Here is a 23,112-nt window from a genome sequence, read left to right as displayed (position 1 = left end):
TGTTAATGGCAGGGTAATTATGAGTACGAATACACCAGACTCTGGTGAAGCGGGCGAACACGCGCCTGCCGATACGGTACGCCAGCGTATTTTTTTAGTGGTGCTGGTAGCCACTATGGGTGCGCTGGCTTTTGGTTATGACACCGGGATTATTTCGGGTGCCTTACCTTATATGACCTCACCGCCGGATCAGGGCGGATTGGGGCTGAACTCCTTCACTGAAGGGTTAGTGGCTTCTTCACTGGTGTTCGGTGCGGCTATCGGTTCGTTCCTGAGCGGCTTCTTCTCCGATCGCTTCGGACGTCGTATCACGCTGCGCAGCCTGGCCGTGTTGTTTGTGCTGGGCTCGCTGGGCACGGCGCTGGCACCGTCGGTCAATGTGATGGTGGCGATGCGTTTCCTGCTCGGTATTGCGGTTGGCGGCGGTTCGTCCACCGTGCCGGTGTTCATCGCGGAAATTGCCGGGCCGCGACTGCGTGCGCCGCTGGTCAGTCGTAATGAGCTGATGATAGTTACCGGACAGCTGATCGCCTACGTGGCCAGTACTCTGTTGAGCTACCTGCTGCACGATGAGCATCTGTGGCGTTACATGCTGGCGATTGCCATGGTGCCAGGCCTGCTGCTGTTTATCGGGACCTTCTTTGTGCCAGCATCGCCTCACTGGCTGGTGGCCGAAGGTCGTCTTAAAGAAGCGAAAAAAATCCTTAAATACCTGCGCGAAACGCCGCGTGAAGTGCGTCATGAAATGGCGCAGATGAAGAAGCAGGCGCGGGCGGCAGAGCGCGGACCTGATGCGAAAACCCTGATCCGCGAGAAGTGGGTGATCCGTCTGATGATCATCGGTGTCGGGCTGGGCTTTGTTGCCCAGTTCACCGGGGTAAATGGCTTTATGTATTACACTCCGATCATCCTTAAACAGACCGGGCTGGGCACCAGCGCTTCGATTGCCGCGACCATCGGTAACGGGGTGGTCTCCGTCGTGGCGGCCATTGTGGGTATCTGGGCGGTCAGCCGCTTCCCGCGTCGGGCGATGCTGATTACCGGCCTCTGTCTGGTGATCACCTCGCAGATTCTGCTGGGAGCGGTGATGACCTTCATCAGCCCGAGCCTGATGCAGAGCTACCTCGCCCTGGGCTGTATTCTGCTGTTCCTGTTCTGTATGCAGATGTGCATCTCACCGGTCTACTGGCTGATGATGTCAGAACTGTTCCCGATGCAGTTGCGTGGCGTACTGACCGGTGGCGCAGTCTCATTACAGTGGATCTTTAACGCGATCGTCGCCTTTGGCTTCCCGCCGATAATGGAATATGCCGGCAGCACCACCTTCTTCATCTTTGCTGCGATTAACGTCGGCTCGCTAATCTTTGTTATGGCGATGGTGCCTGAGACGCGCGGCAAGAGTCTGGAAGAGATTGAGTCCCATATGAAAGAGAAGTTTGGCGAAAAATCCGAAGTGGCGAACGCCAGCTAATTTTTTCCGCCAGCGTCACACTAAAACCGGACTGAACCCAGTCCGGTTTTTTTTATCCTGATACGCGGAAGACCGCGCCATACCTGGTCTGAACCCCTTATCTCCTCCGCCTGACGTTCACTGTAATCAGCAGAAAACCCTCGGTTAAAATGTGCTCACCGCTGGCGATTTCAGCCTGAAATTCTGCTTGCTGGCCGATCGGCACGGCGGATGCCAACCGGCTTAGTGTGGCTTATCAGTGAATTAAGCGAAGCATGACCGCTGACAATCTGCATCTCAGGCGCTGCGCTATACTCATTCGTCATGACCTGCGCGCGCTGACGAGACCTGCTATGAAAAATGTCATTGCAACGGTATTGCTTACCTCGACGCTGGCCGCCGGGCCGCTTTACGCAGAAACCGCGGTTTCATCACTTTCTTCGTGGTGGGACGGCGTGACGGATGATGTCGCCACAACGTGGAATGAGCCGCAGCACACCGATGTTTATCTGCCCTTTATCAGCTGGCATGCCCGCTTCATGTATGACAAAGAGAAAACCGACCACTATAACGAGATGCCGTGGGGCGGTGGTCTGGGGATTTCACGTTACAACGACAGCGGCAACTGGAGCGCGTTATATGCGATGGCGTTTAAAGACTCGCACAATAAATGGCAGCCGATTGTCGGTTATGGCTGGGAGAAAGGCTGGTATCCGGCCGCAAATCAGGACTTTCGGTTAGGTGCGGGACTGACTGCAGGTATAACGGCGCACGATGATTTCGGCGGATATATTCCGTTGCCGATCGTATTGCCGCTGTTCTCCGCCGGTTATAAAGCACTTAATCTTCAGTTCACTTATATTCCCGGGACCTATAACAACGGCAATGTCTTATTTGCCTGGTTCCGTTATGGATTTTAATTTCTCAGGAAAGGATGCATGAGCAGGACGTTAACTTTTATTGCCCGCTGGGCCAGACGTATCACGCTCGCCGCTGCGCTGGTGGTGATACTGTTGCTGATTTTGCGGGTCTATGAGGCCGGTCGCGGACCAGAATTACACCGCTGGCACACCTGGGTTCCGCATGAGTTAAGCGTCGGGCAGCTCGATCACGCCAGCTATGCCGATTACCTGACGGCAGAGAACCGGCTGTTCGATGAGATGAAACGGCAAGTCAGCGACAAGCTGGAGGCGGATGAGAAAACACCGCTCAATCGCTACTACGCCCACAGCATGATCTACCCTGAAAGTTTTGATCACGACTGGAACCGCTCTTATGTGCTGCGGCCCGCGGGCATACCGCGTGGCGCGGTAGTGTTACTGCACGGCCTGACTGACAGTCCTTATAGCCTGCGCCATGTGGCAGAAGCTTATCAGCAGCAGGGTTTTGTCGCGGTGGCATTACGGTTACCCGGTCACGGCACGGTCCCGGCGGGTCTGACCGATGTAGACTGGCAGGACTGGCTGGCCGCCACGCGACTAGCGGTACGTGAAGCTACCCGGCTGGCGGGTGAGAATGCGCCGTTGCATCTGGTTGGATTTTCAAACGGCGGGGCGCTGGCGGTGAAATACACCCTCGATAGCCTGGCCGATCACCATTTACGCCGCCCGCAGCAGCTGATCCTGCTGTCACCGATGATTGGGGTAACCCGCTTCGCCCGGTTTGCCGGTATCGCCGGGTTGCCTTCCATCTTTCCAGCTTTTTCCAAAACCGCGTGGCTGAACATTGTGCCGGAGTTCAATCCCTTCAAATACAACTCCTTTCCGGTACACGCGGCCCGTCAGACCTATTTACTCACCCAGGCGCTGCAAAAACAGATTGTGCAGGAGGCCCGGCGTCAGCAGCTGGCCGACTTCCCGCCGGTACTGACCTTTCAGTCGGTGATGGACTCGACCGTCAGCACCCCGTCGGTTATCCGCTCGCTGTATAATTATCTGCCGGATAACGGCAGTGAGCTGGTGTTGTTCGATATCAATCAGGCGGTCAGCGTCAGTCCACTGTTTCGTCACTCCTCTTACACCGCCGTTAATCAGTTGCTGCCGGCTGCCCGACGTTTATATACCTCAACGGTGATCACCAACGCCTCGGCGACCTCGCTAAATATGGTGACCAAAACCGTGCGTGCCGGTGAGACCACTGAACAGACGCAACCTCTGGCGATCAATTACCCGGCCGGTCTCTATTCTCTGTCGCACGTCGCGATCCCGTTTCCGCCGCAGGATGGGTTATATGGCAGCGAGCCAGCGGTAAAAAATCAGTTCGGCATCAGCTTTGGCACGCTGTCGCTGCGCGGTGAGAGTGCGGTGCTGATTGTCGGCCTCGACTCGATTATGCGTGCCACCTCGAATCCGTTTTATCCCTACATGATCGACAGAATCGATCATCACATCGGCTGTAGCGATCGGCCGCAGCTCACGGAATGCCTCAGGCGTTTCTGAGGGCATCCCGCGGATAAAAAAGCCCGCCAGGCGGGCTACAGGCTTCAGAAGCCGTTGAGCGTTGTCATGATCTCATCGGTTAACGTCAGGCGGGCGCTGGCGAGGTTCTCCTGCAAATGCTCCGGTGAGGAGGTGCCAGGGATCAGCAGAATATTGGGCGAACGGCGCAGCAGCCAGGCGAGCGCCACCTGCATTGGGGTGGCATTCAGCGAAGTGGCAACGTCACTTAACCGGGTCGACTGCAACGGTGAGAAGCCGCCCAGCGGGAAGAACGGCACATAGGCGATCTGCTGTTGTGCCAGCTGATCGACCAGCGCATCATCCTGACGATTTGCCAGGTTATACATATTCTGCACGCAGACAATCGGCGTCATGGCCTGCGCCTCGGCAATCTGCTGCTGCGTAACGTTGCTCAGACCGATATGCCGGATCAGCCCGCGTGATTGCAGTTCCAGCAATGCCGCCAGTTGCGGTTCCAGCGAACCCTCTTTGGGCTTCGCGGCATTAAACATGCTGCGCAGATTTACCACCTCGATCACATCCAGTCCCAGATGACGGAGATTATCTTCTACCGCCTGGGTCAGCGCTTCCGGCTCCATCGCTGGCAGCCAGCCTCCTTTATCATCCCGCCGGGCACCGACTTTAGTCACAATGCACAGGTCCTGTGGGTAAGGATGCAACGCTTTTCTGATGAGCTTGTTGGTTTCATGCGGGCCGTAAAAATCACTGGTATCAATGTGATTAACCCCTGCGGCAACGGCATCACGCAGGACCTGCATGGCTCGCGTTTCATCTTTGACCGGGCCGAAGACGCCCGGTCCAGCCAGTTGCATAGCACCGTAGCCTAAACGGTTAACGACACGATCGCCCAGCTGATACGTCATGGTGGTGTGTGACATGGAAACCTCCTGCGTGAATGTAGATTGATTGTAACGGTGATCGCACTGTGCAACTATCCGGTGAAATCGGGACAGACTGTACGGAGTGCTGCACAATGGCGGTGGATATTGCGTTACTGGAAGCGGTAGTGGCGGTGGCGAAAGCTGGCGGGTTCCGCGAGGCGGCTCGCGTGAGCGGCAGCAACGCCTCACGCCTGAGCGAAGCTGTGCGCCGGGCAGAGCAGCAGCTCGGTATCCGGCTGTTTCATCGCACCACGCGCACGGTGGTGTTAACGGAAGCGGGCAGGGCGCTGATGGAACGCCTGTTACCGGCGATGAATGAAGTCAATGCCGCGCTGGATGCGATTAATCTTTATCGCAATACACCCGGCGGGACGCTGCGGCTGAACGTACCGGTCAGCGCCACCCGGCTGGTATTGCCGGCGCTGATACCGGCGTTTCTGCGGCGCTATCCCGATATTCAGCTGGAGATTGTCGCGGAAAGTAACGTTCAGGATGTATTCCGCGATGGCTGTGATGCCGGTATTCGCTACGATGAACGGCTGGAGCAGGATGTGGTGGCGCTGCCGATTGGTCCACGGGTTCAGCGGTTTGCGGCAGCCGCCTCTGCCGATTATCTGGCTGAAAAGGGTTGTCCGACCCATCCGCGCGATTTGATCCATCATCGTTGTCTGCGCGGCCGTTACGCCAGCGGCGTGATGCCGGACTGGGAATTCAGCCGGGATGGCACCAACCTGAGCGTACAGGTCAGCGGGCCGCTGGTGGTGAGTGTCGGTGGCGCAGTCGATCTGGCTGTTGAGGCGGCGATTGCCGGTAGCGGCATCGTTTATCTGTTTGAAGAGTGGCTGCGACCCGCTTTTGAGAGCGGCAAACTGGAACCGTTGTTGCAGCCGTGGTGGCTCAGCTTCTCCGGGCCGTGGCTTTATTATCACGACCGCCGCTTAATTCCGGCACCGTTACAGGCTTTCATCGATTTTATTCGCGAGGACAACCTCAGCCGTACCAGCTAAATCCCTGCGGCACCCGGGAAAAGCCAGCATGGCGCAGCACGCTGAGTAACGGTGATTGCGACACCGGCTGACCGTTGACCGTTTCCAGCGTAAAGCTCAGCGATTTTTCACGTTTCAGCGCCACCGCCAGTGCGGCGATCGCGGCATGCTGCTGCGCATCGTCATCGGTGAAAAGCAGCAGATCTTTTCCGCCCTGCGGCAGATACAGAGCCAGCTTGCCAGCGGCAATCACCACCCGCGCGCCCAGACGTCGCACCGGACGTACTCCGCTCGAATGAACCGGCCAGCCGAGCGTCGCGCCAAACGGATTCGCCGGGTCCATGGCCGCCAGCGCCACGGCTGCGGTGGTTTCCGCCGGTTGCTGTGCCAGTTCACGCAGTCGCTCAATGGTCACGGCGTCAGCGAACTGCGTCCCGCCAGCGCCGGTAATAAAGCGCCCTCGCATAATCCGTCCGGCATCCTCCATACCGCGTAATACCGGCTGTAACGCGGGAAAACCGCCTGGGATCTGTTCTGAAATCGCGCTGCCACGGGTGATGACGCCATAGCGGTCGAGCATATTTTCCGCCAGCGCGAGGGCCTGTCGGGTCGGCGAAATTTCCCCACGGGCGAGACGTGACCAGCGGCCGGCAATGGTGTTGACCCCAGGACCCCGGCCCGGCAGCGCGGATGGGGTGAAGCGCTGGCCGTGACGGGTCCGCAGCGTACGCGTCGGCCGTGAACGTGTCGCGCCCGGCGATCCCAGCAGCCCGCGCAATGCTATCCAGCTGTCGGTGGTGATCGCACCCTGCCACACCAGTTGCCACAGCGCGGCATAAACCTCTGCGGACGGCGGCGTCTGTGGCCCGTCGAGTTTTGCCATAATCTCGTGGGCGAACCACGCGCCGCCGTGACTGAGCGCCTCAAGGATCGCCTGCTGTAATGCTGTCAGCGGTTGTGCTGAATCGGAGGGTGGCAAGGTTTCAGCAGCAAACTCACTCAGATGCAGCGAGACCAGACCATCGTTGTTACCCAGCGCCTTATGACCGCACCAGATCACATCGCCGCTGGCGAGCAACTCATCGAGCATCGCCGGTTGGTAATGGCGAATGCGGGCACGCAGGATCTGCGACTCCCACAGCGATGCCGGCAGCGCCACTCCCGCCAGTTGCTCAATCACCCGCGCCAGTCCGTCGATATCGTGGTAAACGGCGTGCGCGACCGGCGAGGGTTCACGGGTAAAAACGGCTGCCGGGTTGAGTACACCGTGCCGCTCCAGCAGCAACGTCACCCAGGCGGCGGGAGGGACCGGGCGGGTCGCCTCGCGTGCTGTTTGCAGTGAACGTAGCCGAAGCCGTTTAAAAATGTCGGCTGAGACCCAGACGCCGCCATTCTGGCCGCTTTCGCTGCCGATGTGCAGCAGTTTGCCTTGCTCGCGTAAAGGCAGCAGTGCGCTGTTGATCACCGCGACGCCTGCACCATAGCGATCGGCAAGTTGCTGCGCGCTGAACAGGGCGTGGGTGCGGGCATAACGGGTGATTAAATCGCGCAGCGGATCGGGCAACGGTTGTAAAAAGGTGGCTGGCAGGTTGTCAGGAATGACGGTAGCAAGGGCATCACGCAGACGGGCGGCATCTTCAACCACCGCCCAGCGCACCTCACCGGCAAGGGTGACCGGGATTACCCGCTGTGCCGCCGCAAACTGCCGTAATGCCGCCATGGCCTGTTGCCGATCGCCGCTGAAACGCGCCTCAATTTCAGCTTGCGACAGCGGGCCGAGTTCACGTAGCAGATCGACGATGCCTTCGGCATGCTGGGCCTGATAGCGTGGCTCCAGGCGCTGTAACTCCTGTTCTACCTGCCCGACAACGGCCGGAGCCAGCAAATCACCTTTATCGGTCTGACCCAACAGTTCGCCCAGCAGGTTACTGTCGAGCGCCAGTAAAGAAGCGTGGCGTTCTGCCTGCGGCGCATCGCTGGCATAGATAAATTCTGCAATATAGCCAAACAGCAGCGGCGCCGCGAACGGTGAGGGGACGTCAGTCGTGACCTCGACAAACTGCACGCTTCCCTGCTGTATCTGATTCATCAGACGGTGCAGGGCGGGCAAGTCGTACACGTCCTGCAGACACTCGCGTGCGGTCTCAATCAGGATCGGGAAATCCTGATACTGGCGAGCCACTTCCAGCAGCTGACCAGCCCGTAAACGCTGCTGCCAGAGCGGGGATCGTTTACCCGGATTGCGCCTCGGCAGCAGCAACGCCCGGGAAGCGCATTCACGAAAGCGGGCGGCAAACAGCGCTGATCCGCCGATGGTGTCAGAAACGCGCTGCGTCAGGTTATCGGCATCAAACACAAACAGTTCCACGCCTGGCACCCGACCTTCGCTGTCGGGAAAGCGGGCAATGATGCCGTCGTCGCTGGCGACCACGGACGCATCAATGCCGAGGCGCTGCTGAATGCGTGCCGCAATCGCCAGCGCCCAGGGCGCATGGATACGCTGCCCCCAGGGGGAATGCAGGATCACCCGCCAGTCACCGCTTTCATCACGGCAGCGCTCAATCACCAGGGTGCGATCGCTGGGAAGAACGCCGGTGGCGGCGCGCTGTTCCGCCAGTAACGCCAGCAAATTGTTGACCGCATTGTCATCCAGCCCGAGTGAGCGCAGATAACGTTGTGCCTCGTCGGGCGCGGCGCTATCAAGCTGGCGTAAAAAAACCGCCAGGCTGGCACCCGCATCGGCGGCACGGCCAATACCTTCGCCGCGCCAGAACGGCAGACGTGCGGATCGGCCTGGCGCTGGCACCACCACCACCTGATCGTGGGTTATCTGCTGGATCCGCCATGACGTTGCGCCGAGGGTAATGATGTCATTCACCCGCGATTCGTAAACCATCTCTTCATCCAGCTCGCCGACCCGGCGCGAACCTGACTGCTCTTCGCCCTCCGGCAGAATAACGCTGAACATGCCGCGATCGGGAATGGTGCCGCCGCTGGTGACGGCCAGATGTTGAGTGCCGGGCCGCGCCGTTAGCAGGCCGCTTTGGCGATCCCAGACCAGGCGGGGACGCAGATGAGTGAAATCATCCGACGGAAACTTGCCGGCCAGCATATCCAGCGTAGCGTCGAACACGCGGCGTGACAGAGTGCGGAACGGATCGGCACGCCGCACCCGTTCAAACCATTCATCCGCCTGCAACGGATCCATAGAGACCGCTGCCAGCGTCTGCTGCGCCAGAATGTCCAGCGGGTTACGCGGCGGCGAAAGGGCGTCAAGCTGACCGTTCTGCATCGACTGTACCGTCACGGCGGCGTCAAGCAGATCGCGGCGGGTGCGGGGAAACAGGATACCGGTCGAGGCTCTGCCAACCTGATGTCCGGCCCGGCCTACCCGTTGCAGCGCGCTGGCCACTGATAACGGCGCGCCGACCTGAATCACCAAATCGACCGGCCCCATATCAATGCCGAGTTCAAGGCTCGACGTCGCCACCACACAGCGCAGTTCACCCTGTTTCAGCGCCGACTCAATTTCGCTGCGCTGTTCTTTCGATACCGAACCGTGGTGGGATCGCGCAATAACCGCGGACGCGCTGTCGCTGCGATTCTGGCTGCCGCCGGCAAAAGAGTCATATTGCTGCGCCGGATGCGGTTGTTTTTCCGCTGACTGCGCCGCTGCGTAGCGTTCATTCAGTCGCGCGGTCAGTTTTTCTGCCAGCCCGCGTGAGTTAGCAAACACCAGCGTGGCACGGTGCGCCATTACCAGCTGCAGAATGCGGGTTTCAATATGGGGCCAGATAGATCCGCTGGCCTGGCCCGTCCCGCTATGAGGTTTCGGATCGCTGGCGATATCAGTCATGTCGGTCACCGGCACTTCAATGCTGAGATGCAAGGTGCGGCCAGCGGCGGGATTCACCACCTGAGTCGGCTGACAGCCGCCAAGGAATGCCGCCACCCGTTCGACCGGGCGTACCGTGGCGGACAGGCCAATGCGCTGAGCGGGCTGCGGCAGTAATGCATCAAGCCGCTCAAGGCTGAGCGCCAGTTGAGAACCGCGCTTTGATCCCGCCACCGCATGCACTTCATCAACGATTACCGTGGTGACGCCCTGCAATGTATCGCGGGCTTTTGAGGTCAGCATCAAAAACAGCGATTCCGGGGTCGTAATCAGAATATCCGGTGGCCGTCGCAGCAGTTTTGCCCGCTCCGCGCTGGGCGTGTCACCGGATCGCATCCCGACCTGCAACCTTATCTCTGGCTCGCCGCGTTGCTGACGTTCGGCAACCACGCCGGCCAGCGGGACATTGAGGTTGCGCTGCACATCGGCCGCCAGCGCTTTTACCGGCGATATGTACAAAATGCGGGTGGTGGTCTGGCGGTCAGGCGCAGGCTGCCCGGTGCGTAAATGGAACAGAGAGTCGATTGCGGTCAGGAAGGCCGCCAGAGTTTTCCCTGAGCCGGTTGGCGCAATCACCAGACAGTGCTGACCGCTGGCAATAGCCTGCCATGCCGACTGCTGCACCGGCGTAGGTGCGTCGAAGGCGGTGGAAAACCAGCGCCGCGTGGCGGGTGAAAACAGCGCTAAAGCATTATCAGGACCGGATTCAGGCATGGTATTTATGGCGTTACGCCTCGACAGCGCTCAGTGAATCAACCCGTTGAGTGTAAATGATAATCGCCGTTTGTGAATGACGTGCCGACGGACGGCACGTCATTCAGCCCACTCCTCAGGATTGTGCTGTGCTGGCAAATGAACCGGATCGCACCGCCAGCAGCGACACCAGCGCCAGCATCACTATCGTCATGCCATAAAGAAATACGGTCTGGGTCAGACCAATGTGTGGCGCGGCGATGCCTGCCAGAATCGCCGGCACGGCAAAGGCGAGATAGCTTTTGATTAAAAAGGCAGAGAACAACCCGGCACGCTCATGGCTTTCCGCCAGTTGCATAATGATCTTCAGCACATTTGAAAAGATTGAGCCAAATCCCTGTCCCGCAATAACAGTACCGAGATAGAGCAAGGCGACGCTATGCAAACCAACGCCAGTCAGCGTGACACTGACGCCAGCTATCAGCATCAGCGTACCGATTAACAGCGCTCGCGCCGGTGCTAACGACCGGAAGATAAACACCGCGGCGGTCGCGCTCAGCATCAGGGTCGTCACCACGCTGCCGCCAACAAAAGGTGAAGTCAGGCCGGTAGCGCTGATCACCAGCGTCGGCATTAATGAGAGATAGAATCCGCCCAGCATCCAGGTCGCAATGTTCACCGGCGCGACTTTCAACAACGGCCCCAGCGCCCGACGCGGGATCATCACCTGCGGCCGGAGTGCAGCCAGCACGCCCGGCTGTGGTGAAATGGTTTCGGATATCAGCGGTAACAGCGCCATCATCACCAGCATCGTTAGCAACAACAGCGCATAAAGCGTGACGGTAGGGAAGGGAGCGTAAGTGACCAGGATGCTGCCTGCCAGCGTTCCCAGCGTCATTCCCAGAAACGCGGTGACTGAGTTGAGCAACGGACCACGATGTTTATTGGCATCGATCAGGGTGGCTCCAAAGGTTGGTAAAGCGATACCGGTCGCAAAGCCCTGAACCATCCGGGCGCCGATTAAAACCGCGGCAGAATCAGCGTAGATAAAAATCATCAGCGCCACGCTATTGAGCGCCAGAGCCAGCAACATCAGTGGCCGGCGGCCGGTATAGTCAGAAATTTTCCCCACCGTCAGCAGCGCGGCCAGTAACGCGAAAGCGTAGACCCCAAATATCACGGTGAGCAGCGATGGGCTCAGATGAAACAGCGTGCGGTAGAGCGGATAAAGCGGCGTCGGGGCACTGCTGGTGGCTGAAATCAGTACCGCGCCAGTGAAGCTGAAAAGCGTCAGACGCACAGCAGACTGAGGTGTCAAAGCGGGCTGGATGGCTGTCATGATCGATACCTTAATGCAAAGGATTAGCTTTAATCAGGTATACGGGCAGTGCGGCCTTAATGCAATATCTTTGCTTTAACCTTTCCTGCGGTGCAGTTAGCAGGAGGGGATTAAACCGGGTGGAGAACCCGGTTCGGAGAGGTCGTTTTATAATTAACTTATTGAAAGATAGTCATTTTATAGTGCTACACCCATAAAGGCATGATCGTCAGCCGGTTTGTACGGATAACTCCGTTACGGATTCGCGGAGAATAGAGTCACTGATTACAGTGAATGAAAAGGAGACAGCAGACAGCAGAAACAGAGGTGAACAGGCCGTATCGACAGATACCCGACGCTGTTTATGGAAAGAAGCTCGAAGCCGAGCCAGCGCCTGCCTGTTCAGGCCGCCATCTATGCCACCGATTAGTGTGCGATAAAAATAGAATGATAGCCGGACTCAGCGGCAGCCAGGATTGAGCCGCCCTGACGCTAAGCTGGCGGCGGAAAGAGATTGTCATCGATTACAACAATCCAGCCCGGTAATGAATACCATCGTTGTGCAGCCCGGCTATCATATCCTGCGGACCTTTCAGGTCTGTTTCATCGGCGTGGTTAAAAATTCGGTTTGCTGTTCGGCCAGTGATGTAAATCTGGCCGCTTCAGGATACCGCGCACGGCTCACCGTATCCGGCAGCATCACATCTGTAAAACTCCAGGCGACTGCGATACTGATACCGGCCACGGACAACATATCAGGATGACTTTCCCGCAGCCCGTTATCCAGCGTTTGCCAGGCACCATGAAGTTGTTGAGTGATCCGATTCACCCATGGCTGATGTTGTTTTTCTTCCGGCCTGACACGCTGTTCGTAGACAATCTGCACCGCTTTTTCGCAGGCAGCCAGGGCGAATCCGGTAAGACGCAGATCGCGTTGTTCTTCCGCCTCGGACGCTGATGTGGGTACAGGCGTATGAGCGGAATATTTCTCAAGGTAATTAATGATCAGTGTTGAGTCGATCAGCACCTGATTATCATCTGTGATAAGCGTTGGGACTTTAACGGTTGGGTTAATTTTCGCTAAGGCATCAAAATCGCTGAATACCGAAAGCGGTCGATGTTCAAATTGAATACCCAATACTTTCATGTAAATAGCAACCCGTCTGACATAGGGTGAATCCAGCATTCCGATCAGGATCATGGCTCTACCTCATATTCTGTTGATTAACAAAATCAATTAACTGTTCGGCGACAGGCAACGGGACATCTTCCGTTAAAAAGTGGCCGGCCTGTTTTAACGTTTCATCTCACCAGCAACGATTCAGCCTGCAACCAGCGCTCAAAATCCTGCAGGGCAGATTCATTTATTCCTGTTTCCAGCGGTTTGACCAGACAAAATGTCTTGCTCAACTGCTCTGAGTCCGGCCAGGGTGCCACCAGTGTTCCTCTTTCCAGTTCCTTTTCGACGTAGATACGCGGAATCATGGCTACGCCCTGGCCCGCCAACACGGCAGCCAGAGCCATTTCATGAAGGTCATACCTTACGCCCTGCGCCGGATTATCCAGGACTATGCCACTTTGTTCAGCGTAATGAAGCCAGGCATCAGGATTCTGCCGCCTGTGAATACGAGGCAGCCTGTTTAATTGTTCGACCACATTCTGATCGGTTAATAGATCGGGATGGCACACCGGCACCAGTTTCTCCTTAAACAGAGCGTGGGTGCACATACCCGCCCATGCAGGGTGTTCAAAATGTATTGCCGCATCAAAACCGCTGCCGGTCATAATAAAGGGATCGGTTCTGGCCGCGATATTCACGGTGATGTCCGGGTATAAAGATTGGAAACCGCGGAGGCGGGGGATAAGCCACCGGCTGCAAAAGGTGGGCAGGACGGCTATTTCCAGACTTCTGCTGCCTTCAGGCATTCCCATAACGAACTGTGTATCCCGTTCAAGCCGTTCGAGCATTTCCCTTACGTGATGAGCATAGCGTGCCCCGACCGGATTAAGCTTTACCCGGGCTTTAGTACGGTCAAACAGTCTGCAGTTGAGCAGAGACTCCAGGCGAGCAATCTGTCGGCTGATGGCGCCTTCTGTCAGTGACAACTCCTCTGCGGCACGGGCAAAATTACCGTGCCGGGCCGCAGCCTCAAACGCCTGAAGTGAAGCGCTGCTGGGGATTTTTCTGCGCATTAAAATTGCCTTATACGAAAAGTAAGACGATTGGTTAGTGACAAAAACTCACTAACGGGTGCGTTAATATCGTTTTATAACTGGAATAACAGCATATACCATGAGTTAAAGTCACTAAGCAGGGCGGTAAAGTACTGCTTTATTTCATGCAGAGGTGAGGCGATGTTCTACCTTGTGGCGTGCAGCTATACCGATCCTGAAAGTGAGAAAGAATGGAATGCGTTTTACAGTCTGGAAAAACTGCCAGCGTTGATTTCTGTTAACGGCTTTAGCAGCTCCCAGCGCTTTCAGGCTCTGAGCCAGGACTGCCCGATGTATCTCGCCATTCATACGGTGAAAGATGCGCAGGTGATAACCAGTGAAGAGTATTTACTGAAAGGAGGGGGCAACTTTTCACGCTGGCAGAAGCACATCACAGACTGGCATCGTAACCTCTATGAGTGTGAAGGGATCGCGCCCGCTGTTTCCAGAGATGAAATCCTGTTGCTCAGTACCCAGCCATTACGTTTTGTTGAGAGGCTGGGATGCCATGCACTCACGATGGTGGCATCAGGGTTAGACAGAATGCCGGCGAAGTGCATTGCCTATGTGATGACGCGTGAAGCTGCTGCGCAGATAGCAGATGTGACCGGAGCATACCGTTATGCGCCGCTGACGTCTCAACTGACCCCGCCGCATGGAGCAAATAACGAAGAACATGCATAAAATATGTCTGACCTGAGTTTGTATATTTAGCTGGAGCAGGTAGACAGTTGCGGTGGCCTAAGCGACATAACGCCTGTCTGCCGTGCTCGCTGTATCCGCACTCCCGGCGCAAAGCCGGCAAGCGTCGATATCATTTATTTCAAAATAGTACCCGGATGCAGACATCCAATTTATGCCGAACGCCTTTGTCATATGACAACATTCCGCACGCCAGACGCGATACAGGATTTTATGCACAAACGGCAACAGGCCGTTCAGGAGCCGCAGGATTCACCGCGCGTGTTGATTGTTCTGGCTCTGCGACACCCCAAATACTGCCGGAAATTAATCAGAGGAAATTATGAACTATCCTGCTTTTCCAAAGCGTCAGATTGGGGATTATCTGGTTACCGCTCTCAGTGATGGCGTGATGTCAGCCAGCCTGGATTTACTGTCAGGCATTGATATAGCAGAAGCGGCGGATATTCAACACAATGCCAGTATCACTCAGCCCGGTAATATTCATATCAATGGCTATCTTATTCAGGGCAGGGGACAAACCCTGCTGGTCGATGCTGGTGCTGGTAGTCTGAACAATGTGGGCGGACAGCTTGCATGTCATCTTGCTGCAACCGGTGTCAGCCCGGATGAGGTGAATAGCGTATTACTGACGCACGGCCACCCTGACCATATTGGCGGATTATTGGATGCAGCAGAGCAGCCCATGTTTAAACATGCCGAACTTCATCTTCATTTTCTTGAAGCGGAATACTGGCAGGATGAAGAAAACTTCAAACGAGCAAATGAGCGCGGACAGCGTAATTTTAAGCTGGCCCGACGGGCGCTAAGCGCGTATGCCGGCAAGATACGCCTGATTAACCAGGATGAGATCGCTGAGGGCATCGCTCCGGTCTGGTTGCCAGGACATACGCCAGGGCATACCGGATTTCGCATCACTTCAGCTGAAAAAAGCTTATTGATCTGGGGAGACATCGTCCATTTCCCCCCTATCCAGGCAGCACGCCCGGAAGTCTCAGTTGTTTTTGACTGTGACCCTCGTCAGGCTGAAGAGACGCGGAAAAAAATTCTCTCACAAGCGGCAAGAGAAAAATTGCTGATTGCAGGAATGCACTTAGACCGGCAGGGATTTGCCCGCGTGTCTGAAGCGGGTCAGGGATACCGTATTGTCTACCAGCAGAATGAATGAGCAACCGCGTCTGGTGAACGCCTTTCGGAAGCCGTTCTTACCCCGTCCTGTTAATTAAAAGTGGGGCAGATTGCAGGCAGCACAGGATCAGTGACTCACGAGGATGTGACGGCTATCAGCAACGGAATCGGCAGGCAGAGAGGACGTGCTGGCGTTGCAAGAAGCCATCAGAGATAAACCCCCGATGATAAAATTTGTTGGTATGACTTTTAAGGCGACAGGTTACCGGCATGTATGCAAATATTGCTTATAAACTTTTATTCGGGTACTGAGGCTATGTTTTCTGTTCCCTTTCCTGTTATTACGCTGGTGGCGCTGCTGATTTTGATTGTGACAGCGCTCTTCTCTGAAAAAAAACGCCACGGCGGCACTCTGCGTTTCCTTTTCGCCTGCATAGCGCTTATTTGTTTCAGCATGCTGCGCTGGCAGTACGAATCAGCCATGCTCAGGAATATTCAATCAGTGCTGGCAATACTGCTGCCTCCTCTGGCATGGCATTGTTTCATCTCAATGACGGAAACGAATAAGCAGCATCGCTGGCTGATGTTTTTATTGCCTCCAGCAACGGCCTTATTGCTCAGGTTTTATTGGCCCGTTGCGACGGATGTTATCCTGTTTATCATATTTGCGGGGTATGGATGTGAGCTCTTCCGTATTGCATGGCGGGGGGAGTCAACATTCACGCTGAGCCGACTGACTGAAACAACACATATCGTCAGGATGGCTTTTTTCGCAGGCAGCTTTCTTTGGATATCTGCCTTAACCGATCTCGCGATTGCAATTGACTTCAGCATCGCCGCTGGAGAACAGGCACCGGGTATCATTGTTTTTTTCCAGATGACACTGCTCCCTCTGATTGCCGCAGCTATTATCAGTGCGGGAAGAACAACGACACCCGGGAATAATAGCAGGGAAGAAGCGATCCCCATTAATGCAGTGACGCCTGCGAACGCGTTTTCGGAGATTTATAACAGACTCGAAAAATACGTTTATGAAAGCCAAATTTATCTTAATCCTGATCTTACGCTAACGCTTCTGGCACGAAAAACAGGTTTACCAGCACGACAACTTTCCGGCGCGGTCAATTCTGTGAGTCAGTGTAATGTCTCGCAGTGGATCAACGGCTTCAGAATTGAACGGGCAAAGGTGTTGCTGTTAAGCACCCTTTTGCCCGTGACGGAGATCATGCTGGAGTCTGGATTCACCACTAAATCAAATTTTAATCGTGAATTCCTGCGGGTCACTGGCGCATCGCCTACCTTGTTCCGACAGCAGGTGGAGAATAATCAAGAGCAGCATTCAGGAATGCACTGATCTTACGAACCAGATTTTGATGAATGTCCGATCTATTTGCATTGGCGCCATCCTGGCAAACAATCTCATCACCCGGTGATTCTTTGTGTAACAGGTTTTCAGCGCCGGGTTTACAACGCTGCATGAAACTGAAATGCGTGGCGCCCTCGACTATTTCATAGTGCCTCCAGTCCGGATTGATGTTGGCAGCCAGATATCCCGACTCCCCGGCTGCAGGCAAATCTGCCAGTTTGTCCGCCTGGGCGGCTAATATCATGACGGGTATGTGAATCGCATTCAGACTTTGAGACGTAAAACCCGGTGCTAAGCCAGAATCCAGAGCAACGATAGTCCGGACCCGGCCATCCTTGTTATTTGCCGTCATTTTTTCCCGCGAAGATGCTTCATTAATACCCAGCTTTTCTGTCAACCGACAGTCGCCCCGTTGGGGATGGTTTTGACAATCCTGGATAAACCGGTAAGGGTCAAATCGCGCACCTGCGAGCGACATGACTGTCCATCCGCCAAGAGAGTGCCCTAAAGCAGCAATTCGGTCCTTGTCCGTTACGCCGAAAAGCGCAGGGGAGCGAGTGACGAAATCAATAACCTGGGACAAATCGTGCGGACGTTGCCACAGCTTTTTAGCCTTTACCGGGTTCTGATCAAAGGTAGTTGTGCCTGGATGATCCGGAGCGGCAACAATATATCCCTCTGCTGCCATCGCCGCGGCAATCCATGACAGATTGCGCCAGTTTCCGTTGTATCCGTGTGAGATAACCAGCAGCGGGTGAGCCCCAGCCAATGGCGGCGCATTGGGGATCACCGTAACGCCAACGAAAGCGGGATTACTTCCTTTATCTGCTGTATTTCCCTCAGAAGCCGCGGGATACCACACCGTCACATTTAAAGCTTCCGGCGTCGAGTCGGATAACCTTAGCTGGCGAAAACCTGGATAGGCCTGAGCCTGCAAGCCGTAGAGAAAAACTGTCAATAAACAAAAAACGCGGATGCACAACATAAACAGTCCTGTAGCGATTAATTGAGCAGCAGGTATAGATCGGACTGGTCATTCTGGCGTCCTGGAACATGATTAAGGTCCTGAATTTAGCTTTTTAAGCCTCTTCCAGACTGATTTCTGACATCCGGATGCCTGGATATCACTACCAGCGTGAATGACTCGCGGATTAAAGGAGAGCTTATGCAGCGTCGGCTATCAGTAAGAAGTGGACGTACAGCGGCCCTGACGCTTAAGCAGCTCGCTGTACCTTCCACTTTTATCTAAAACGCCTGCAACTCACTCCGTTTCTCAGGAGCGGTATCGGTCAGGGAGGCCCTGACGTGAGGCAGACTCTGCGGGTAATTTTGCTGAATAAATTCAATCATCTTTTCCCGCACGTAACAGCGTAAATCAAAGGCTATCGGCGAGTTCTGAGCGGTCATCAGCATCCTGATGGTCATGGTTTTCTCGGTGGTATCGGTCACCTGAAGCACCTTAGTTTCCCGATCCCAAAGCTTGGTTTCATTCAGCACCTTATCAAAATGCTGTCGCAGCGGTTCCAGAGGCATCGAATAATCAACGTAGAGAAAAACTGAGCCTAAAATCTGGGCATTATTGCGCGTCCAGTTCTGGAATGGATTTTCTGTAAAATAGGTGATCGGCAACACCAGCCGGCGCAAATCCCAGATTCGCACTACCACATATGTCAGGTTGATCTCTTCTATCCAGCCCCATTCTTTTTCTACCACCACCGCATCGTCAATTTTGATCGGCTGCGTAAAAGCGATCTGAATACCGGCAAACAGATTGACCAGCGACTTCTGCAGGGCAAAGCCGATGATAATACCGGCTACGCCAGCACCGGCGAGGATAGTGGTGCCAAATTTCCGGACGCCAGGGAAACTGAGCAGAATCAGAGAGAGGCAGAATAACACCAGTATGACGATCACGACTTTCTTCACATAAATGATCTGCGTGCGAATTTTGCGCGCACGAAGATTATTCGAAATATTAATGTCGTAGCGGATATAAAGCATATCCTGCGCTACGTTGGTCAACCGGATTAACACTGAACAAAATGATAATATTATAAAGACGTTTACTGTATTGGTGATAAATACCAGCAGGTCCGGATGAATGTTAATGTAATTTATCCCTACATTGATCAGCAGTAGGGGAATAAAAAGAAACATCGATCCACGAAGGTGCTTTTCAAGTGACTTGAAGAGCTTTCGGTCACGACTCTGCCAGTAGCGAATAAACCTGAGGAGGATAAGGCGTGCGAGAAAACCCAATACAAACGAGAGAGAGAAGAGTAATACAACAGGCACCCATGACGGGAGGCCAGATAACTCATCGAATATCAACGGCATTATTTTCCCTTATATTCAGTCAACAACCTAGGGTTGTCAGATAAATTTAAAAATTCAGTAACCGTTGTTTTCACGGTTATCAGCAGGTAAATCACGTAACACCCCGGCTTACCCGTTATTCAATTTATCAACTGACGTAACACATGAAATCTCCTGAAATCCCGAAATTTATCAATATCAATGCCCACATCGGCATCGTTATGTCGTTTGCTGCCCGGCCAGATAGCCGGGCGTCCACGCTGTGTGCCCGTCGCAGCGCGACGACATGCACAGCATTTAGTATGAACTATAGTGGCCGGGTTAACCGAAAATGGTTGCGGCCGGCGTGGTTATGCTGAAACGCAGTTGTCTGGGTGATCAGCCGTGCCGCTCCCCGCCGCTGAGCTGAGCTGAGTTGATTAGAGCTGAGCTGATCTCCGGAAGCGGTTCCGCAGCAGCGCCTCTGCAAACCGGCTGGCGTGATGAATGTGATGGGCTAATGCAGGCTATCGCAACCGGAAGAGGCACAGAGGAATTATTCCCGCTGATAACGGCAGGTGAGAGACCAATGTTAATCCCGCCATCATCATAAGATGCGCACGCGTGGTCGGAACCCGTGAGACGACATTGATACCGTTTGGCTCGTCGGGTTAAGCGAACGCTGCCGTTTCGGCGAGATGATCCGGTCCAGGGCTGGCAGAGTATTTTATGCGTTTCGGTCAGTTCACTGAGTCATACCGCCGCTACCCGCCCACACTTAGCCGGCGCGCTGAACAGCATCTGCGCATTTTTTCCAGACGATAATGCACGCCTGATATCAGGCAGAGAATCGCCGTCTCGGTAGAACGCTAAAACGGGGAGTGAAAATGAACAGGCTTGCGCGATAAAGCTGAATGAAAATATTCAGCAGTCTAACCAGAAAGCCTTACCCTTTATTTGGCGCCGCTTCATTCTGTAAATGCAAAACTTATTACCTTTATTTTTCTGTATGCGTTTGCGCCCCGACGCGCACAGTTAATGCTGCCACACAGTCAGTAGAACGGTGGGCGGGGCGCAGCTTTTTTACTATAACAAGAGTCATCATGCTGTTAAGCATTTCGCTGGAGCAGATATCCAGTTTTGCTGGGCTGATATTAAATCAAAATGGCATTAAGCCTTGGATTAAATATTATTTGCTGAACTTCACTAAATCCTTAAATATCAGTTCACCCCATTTTTTCCCCTCAGCCTGCACCAGCATTCCGCCTTCCGACAGGCTACCCAGCACGATTGGTGCGAAACCCAGTGTTTCGGCCAGTGTGCTCACTTCGTCAAGCGCACTGTCATGATCGCTGGCGAGAAACACCACCCTGCGGCCGCCATTAACAGCCGGGTCCTCAGCCAGCACAGAAGCGATCAAATGATTGAAGCCCTTAACCACTTTACTGCCAGTGAAGGCGCGTGCCACAACGCGTGCAGAGGGTTCACCATCCAGTTCCTCGGGGGGCACTCCGTAAGCATTCGTCACATCGACAATCGTTTTTCCCTGCCAGGACGGCAGAATTTTCGCCACCTCGGGGTGTGACTGATAGCGGACAGCTAAAAAGATGATGTCGGCGTTGACGGCATCCACTAATTTTTCTGGCCTGATCCCGGGTCCAATCAGGGCCGCCTCGGATGCAAAACTCTCCGGGTCACGGGTGGTGGCAACGGAAACGTCGATGCCTTTTCGGGCAAACGCCGCGGCAAGTGCCTTTCCTGCACTGCCAAAACCAATAATTGCATAGTTCATATCGTGCCTCTGTATTCAAATGACGGCGGTATTCTGGAAACCGATAGGCGTTTTCGGTCGGCTGGCCTGTTCAGAGCTGAGCCAGCCCACCATCAACGGCGACCTCACTGGCGGTCATAAAGCTACTGTCGCCAGAAGCAAGAAATGCGGCCACCGCCCCAATTTCCTCTGGTTCCGCCATGCGCTGCAGCGGTGTCATCGCACCGTAGGCTTGCTGGCCTTCCTCACCCAGTGCTTCCTTCGCCAGTTCAGTCGCAGTGGCACCGGGTGATAGCACGTTCACCCGAATTCCGCTGCCTTTCAGGTCTGCCGCCCAGCTCCTGGCGAGGTTGCGCACGGCCGCCTTACTTGCACTGTAGGCCGTAAATCCGGGTGCACCTGTTGTGCCGGCACTGGAGCCAGTCAGGATAATCGAGCCACCCGCAGCCATTAACGGCAACGCCTGCTGGACCGTAAAGATGGTGCCCTTGACGTTGGTGTCGAAAGTTTCGTCGATGTGCTTCGCTGTGATCTGACCTAGCGGGAGAGGGCTTCCCGTTCCGGCATTGGCGAAAACGATATCGAGCGTGCCCCGTTCAGCTTTAACTGCAGCGTAGAGTCGATCGAGGTCAGCCGGCTGAGAAACCGATCCTTTCACTGCGCGGGCATCAGGTCCGAGAGCGGCTACTGCAGCATCAAGTTCTTCCTGTCTGCGACCAAAAATGAAGACGAAAGCGCCTTCTTCTATGAACCGTTTTGCTGCCGCAAGGCCTATCCCGGTCGCGCCACCGGTAATTACCGCAGTCTTTCCATTCAGTCTGGTCATGTCGTTTACCTTTTGGTGAGTTAAACGAAAGCAGGAATCTGCTCGCTTGCAGGCCAGTCTGTTCGTCTGCTAACTTAACGTCAAGTATGCACCTTTTGGTAAGTATCTAATGACAATCCCATCTGAAAGTGAAATTTGCGGTACCGGTTGTGGTCTCAACGCGACGCTGCGCGTGATATCGGGTAAGTGGAAACCACTGATTCTTTTTTTTCTGCGAGACGGTTCTAAGCGCTATGGAGAGCTAAAGCGTCTGATTCCGGAGGTGAGTGATAAGGTTCTTATTCAGCAGTTGAAAGATCTTGAAGCCGATCAGGTGCTGTTGCGAACTGATTATAAGGAGGTGCCACCGCGTGTGGATTATTCACTGACCCCGCTTGGCAGCAGCCTGTCCGATGCCATTATCCCGCTTTGCAACTGGGGTACGAAAAATGCTGAGCAAATGGCAAACATCTTTGCCAGTCGCGAAAGCAAATAGAGGCATTACAGGGAAGAGGAACAGGGCAGTTATGCATGATAACTGCCTCAATTTATCCTGCCCGATAGCCGGAATGGCAGCACTCAGTCTGTTATTTGTGCGGGTAATCGGATGAGCTAAAAGGTGGGCACGTTCCCGGTCAGTTTCACAGCTTTTATTGCCGGATGAATGATTAATCCGAACGTTCTTATAGCACTTTTTGCATAATATTTTTCGTTGCGAAACAATGGATTGAAATGTGAGTGTAATCGCATTCATATTTATGCTTAACAAAAATGATTAAGATCAATTTTAGCCTACGCATTCAGGGTTAGATTTCGCATCACAGGCGGCAATCGCCGCTTGAAGCCACCGGTGTAATCGCTTTCATTTCTCTTCCTGAGATGATCCTCCAGGTGGCTTCTTTTTAGATTTTAATGGGGGTTTCTGGCCTGTTAATATCTGAAAAAAAATAAGACTGAAAGATTTTCAGCCGAAAAACCCTGGTTCAGTTAACTGATAATGAACAAAAAAATCAATTGTGTTGCTGTCGTGTTAGCTTTTTTCTCATCGTTTAGTGGGTGATGCTGCCAACTTACTGATTTAGTGTATGATGGTGTTTTTGAGGTGCTCCAGTGGCTTCTGTTTCTATCAGCTGTCCCTCCTGTTCAGCT

General features: G+C 54.5%; 17 protein-coding genes. 8 read left to right on the top strand and 9 right to left on the bottom strand.

Annotation, left to right across the window (positions count from 1 at the left end; genetic code table 11):
- Nucleotides 1-19: 19 nt before the first annotated feature.
- The 3 genes from ABIB18_RS22575 (at nucleotide 20) to ABIB18_RS22565 (ending at nucleotide 3,888) form a co-directional block, all read left to right on the top strand.
- Nucleotides 20-1,471 (top strand): sugar porter family MFS transporter, encoded by a 1,452-nt coding sequence (locus tag ABIB18_RS22575; protein ID WP_031376957.1) that lies wholly within the window; start codon nucleotides 20-22, stop codon nucleotides 1,469-1,471.
- A gap of 332 nt (nucleotides 1,472-1,803) precedes the next feature.
- The gene (pagP, locus tag ABIB18_RS22570; RefSeq protein WP_354475815.1) at nucleotides 1,804-2,370 is read left to right on the top strand and encodes a lipid IV(A) palmitoyltransferase PagP; all 567 of its coding nucleotides are present in this window, start codon (nucleotides 1,804-1,806) and stop codon (nucleotides 2,368-2,370) included.
- 18 nt (nucleotides 2,371-2,388) lie between these two features.
- The gene (locus tag ABIB18_RS22565) at nucleotides 2,389-3,888 is read left to right on the top strand and encodes an alpha/beta hydrolase (RefSeq protein WP_031376955.1); all 1,500 of its coding nucleotides are present in this window, start codon (nucleotides 2,389-2,391) and stop codon (nucleotides 3,886-3,888) included.
- A 44-nt stretch (nucleotides 3,889-3,932) separates the two neighbouring features.
- Here the strand turns inward: ABIB18_RS22565 and ABIB18_RS22560 are convergent, their stop codons facing one another.
- Nucleotides 3,933-4,787 (bottom strand): aldo/keto reductase family oxidoreductase, encoded by an 855-nt coding sequence (locus ABIB18_RS22560; protein ID WP_354475813.1) that lies wholly within the window; start codon nucleotides 4,785-4,787, stop codon nucleotides 3,933-3,935.
- 95 nt (nucleotides 4,788-4,882) lie between these two features.
- Here ABIB18_RS22560 and ABIB18_RS22555 point away from each other — a divergent pair, with 95 nt between their 5' ends.
- Nucleotides 4,883-5,797: a LysR substrate-binding domain-containing protein gene (locus tag ABIB18_RS22555; RefSeq protein ID WP_354475811.1), complete on the top strand. Its 915-nt coding sequence runs from the start codon at nucleotides 4,883-4,885 to the stop codon at nucleotides 5,795-5,797.
- On the opposite strand, the gene ABIB18_RS22550 is transcribed toward ABIB18_RS22555, so the two are convergent.
- The 4 genes from ABIB18_RS22550 to ABIB18_RS22535 all read right to left on the bottom strand — a co-directional run bounded on the left by ABIB18_RS22550 (nucleotide 5,781) and on the right by ABIB18_RS22535 (nucleotide 13,875).
- Nucleotides 5,781-10,385 (bottom strand): ATP-dependent helicase, encoded by a 4,605-nt coding sequence (locus ABIB18_RS22550; RefSeq protein WP_354475809.1) that lies wholly within the window; start codon nucleotides 10,383-10,385, stop codon nucleotides 5,781-5,783. The genes ABIB18_RS22555 and ABIB18_RS22550 overlap by 17 nt on opposite strands.
- Before the next feature lie 115 nt (nucleotides 10,386-10,500).
- Complete coding sequence (locus ABIB18_RS22545; RefSeq protein WP_180217314.1) at nucleotides 10,501-11,703, bottom strand: MFS transporter; 1,203 nt, start codon at nucleotides 11,701-11,703, stop codon at nucleotides 10,501-10,503.
- 571 nt (nucleotides 11,704-12,274) lie between these two features.
- Nucleotides 12,275-12,883, bottom strand: coding sequence for a glutathione S-transferase (locus ABIB18_RS22540; RefSeq protein ID WP_031376950.1), 609 nt, complete (start codon nucleotides 12,881-12,883; stop codon nucleotides 12,275-12,277).
- Nucleotides 12,884-12,984: 101 nt separating this feature from the next.
- Nucleotides 12,985-13,875, bottom strand: a complete 891-nt coding sequence (locus ABIB18_RS22535; RefSeq protein ID WP_069729574.1) for a LysR substrate-binding domain-containing protein — start codon at nucleotides 13,873-13,875, stop codon at nucleotides 12,985-12,987.
- A 162-nt stretch (nucleotides 13,876-14,037) separates the two neighbouring features.
- On the opposite strand from ABIB18_RS22535, the gene ABIB18_RS22530 reads away from it, so the two are divergent.
- The 3 genes from ABIB18_RS22530 (at nucleotide 14,038) to ABIB18_RS22520 (ending at nucleotide 17,080) form a co-directional block, all read left to right on the top strand.
- Entirely contained in the window at nucleotides 14,038-14,580 is a 543-nt protein-coding gene (locus ABIB18_RS22530; protein WP_354475806.1) for a sugar ABC transporter, read from the top strand.
- A gap of 340 nt (nucleotides 14,581-14,920) precedes the next feature.
- Nucleotides 14,921-15,766, top strand: a complete 846-nt coding sequence (locus ABIB18_RS22525; RefSeq protein WP_354475804.1) for an MBL fold metallo-hydrolase — start codon at nucleotides 14,921-14,923, stop codon at nucleotides 15,764-15,766.
- 234 nt (nucleotides 15,767-16,000) lie between these two features.
- On the top strand, nucleotides 16,001-17,080 hold the full coding sequence (locus tag ABIB18_RS22520) for a helix-turn-helix domain-containing protein (protein ID WP_354475802.1): 1,080 nt from the start codon (nucleotides 16,001-16,003) through the stop codon (nucleotides 17,078-17,080).
- On the opposite strand, the gene ABIB18_RS22515 is transcribed toward ABIB18_RS22520, so the two are convergent.
- The 4 genes from ABIB18_RS22515 to ABIB18_RS22500 all read right to left on the bottom strand — a co-directional run bounded on the left by ABIB18_RS22515 (nucleotide 17,022) and on the right by ABIB18_RS22500 (nucleotide 21,984).
- Entirely contained in the window at nucleotides 17,022-18,077 is a 1,056-nt protein-coding gene (locus tag ABIB18_RS22515; protein ID WP_031376946.1) for an alpha/beta hydrolase family protein, read from the bottom strand. The two genes, ABIB18_RS22520 and ABIB18_RS22515, sit on opposite strands and share 59 nt — an antisense overlap.
- A gap of 260 nt (nucleotides 18,078-18,337) precedes the next feature.
- Nucleotides 18,338-19,429, bottom strand: coding sequence for a mechanosensitive ion channel family protein (locus ABIB18_RS22510; protein ID WP_089562521.1), 1,092 nt, complete (start codon nucleotides 19,427-19,429; stop codon nucleotides 18,338-18,340).
- Nucleotides 19,430-20,576: 1,147 nt separating this feature from the next.
- The gene (locus ABIB18_RS22505) at nucleotides 20,577-21,179 is read right to left on the bottom strand and encodes an NADPH-dependent F420 reductase (protein ID WP_354475800.1); all 603 of its coding nucleotides are present in this window, start codon (nucleotides 21,177-21,179) and stop codon (nucleotides 20,577-20,579) included.
- Nucleotides 21,180-21,249: 70 nt separating this feature from the next.
- Nucleotides 21,250-21,984, bottom strand: a complete 735-nt coding sequence (locus tag ABIB18_RS22500; protein ID WP_031376943.1) for an SDR family NAD(P)-dependent oxidoreductase — start codon at nucleotides 21,982-21,984, stop codon at nucleotides 21,250-21,252.
- Between the two features lie 109 nt (nucleotides 21,985-22,093).
- On the opposite strand from ABIB18_RS22500, the gene ABIB18_RS22495 reads away from it, so the two are divergent.
- Nucleotides 22,094-22,459: a winged helix-turn-helix transcriptional regulator gene (locus tag ABIB18_RS22495; RefSeq protein ID WP_031376942.1), complete on the top strand. Its 366-nt coding sequence runs from the start codon at nucleotides 22,094-22,096 to the stop codon at nucleotides 22,457-22,459.
- Nucleotides 22,460-23,112 lie beyond the last annotated feature (653 nt).

Origin of the sequence: Pantoea sp. UYEF8 (assembly GCF_040546285.1) — a bacterium.
GTDB lineage: Bacteria > Pseudomonadota > Gammaproteobacteria > Enterobacterales > Enterobacteriaceae > Pantoea > Pantoea brenneri.
The sequence above is the reverse complement of the archived record's forward strand: the minus strand, read 5'-3'. Positions and strand labels throughout refer to the sequence as shown.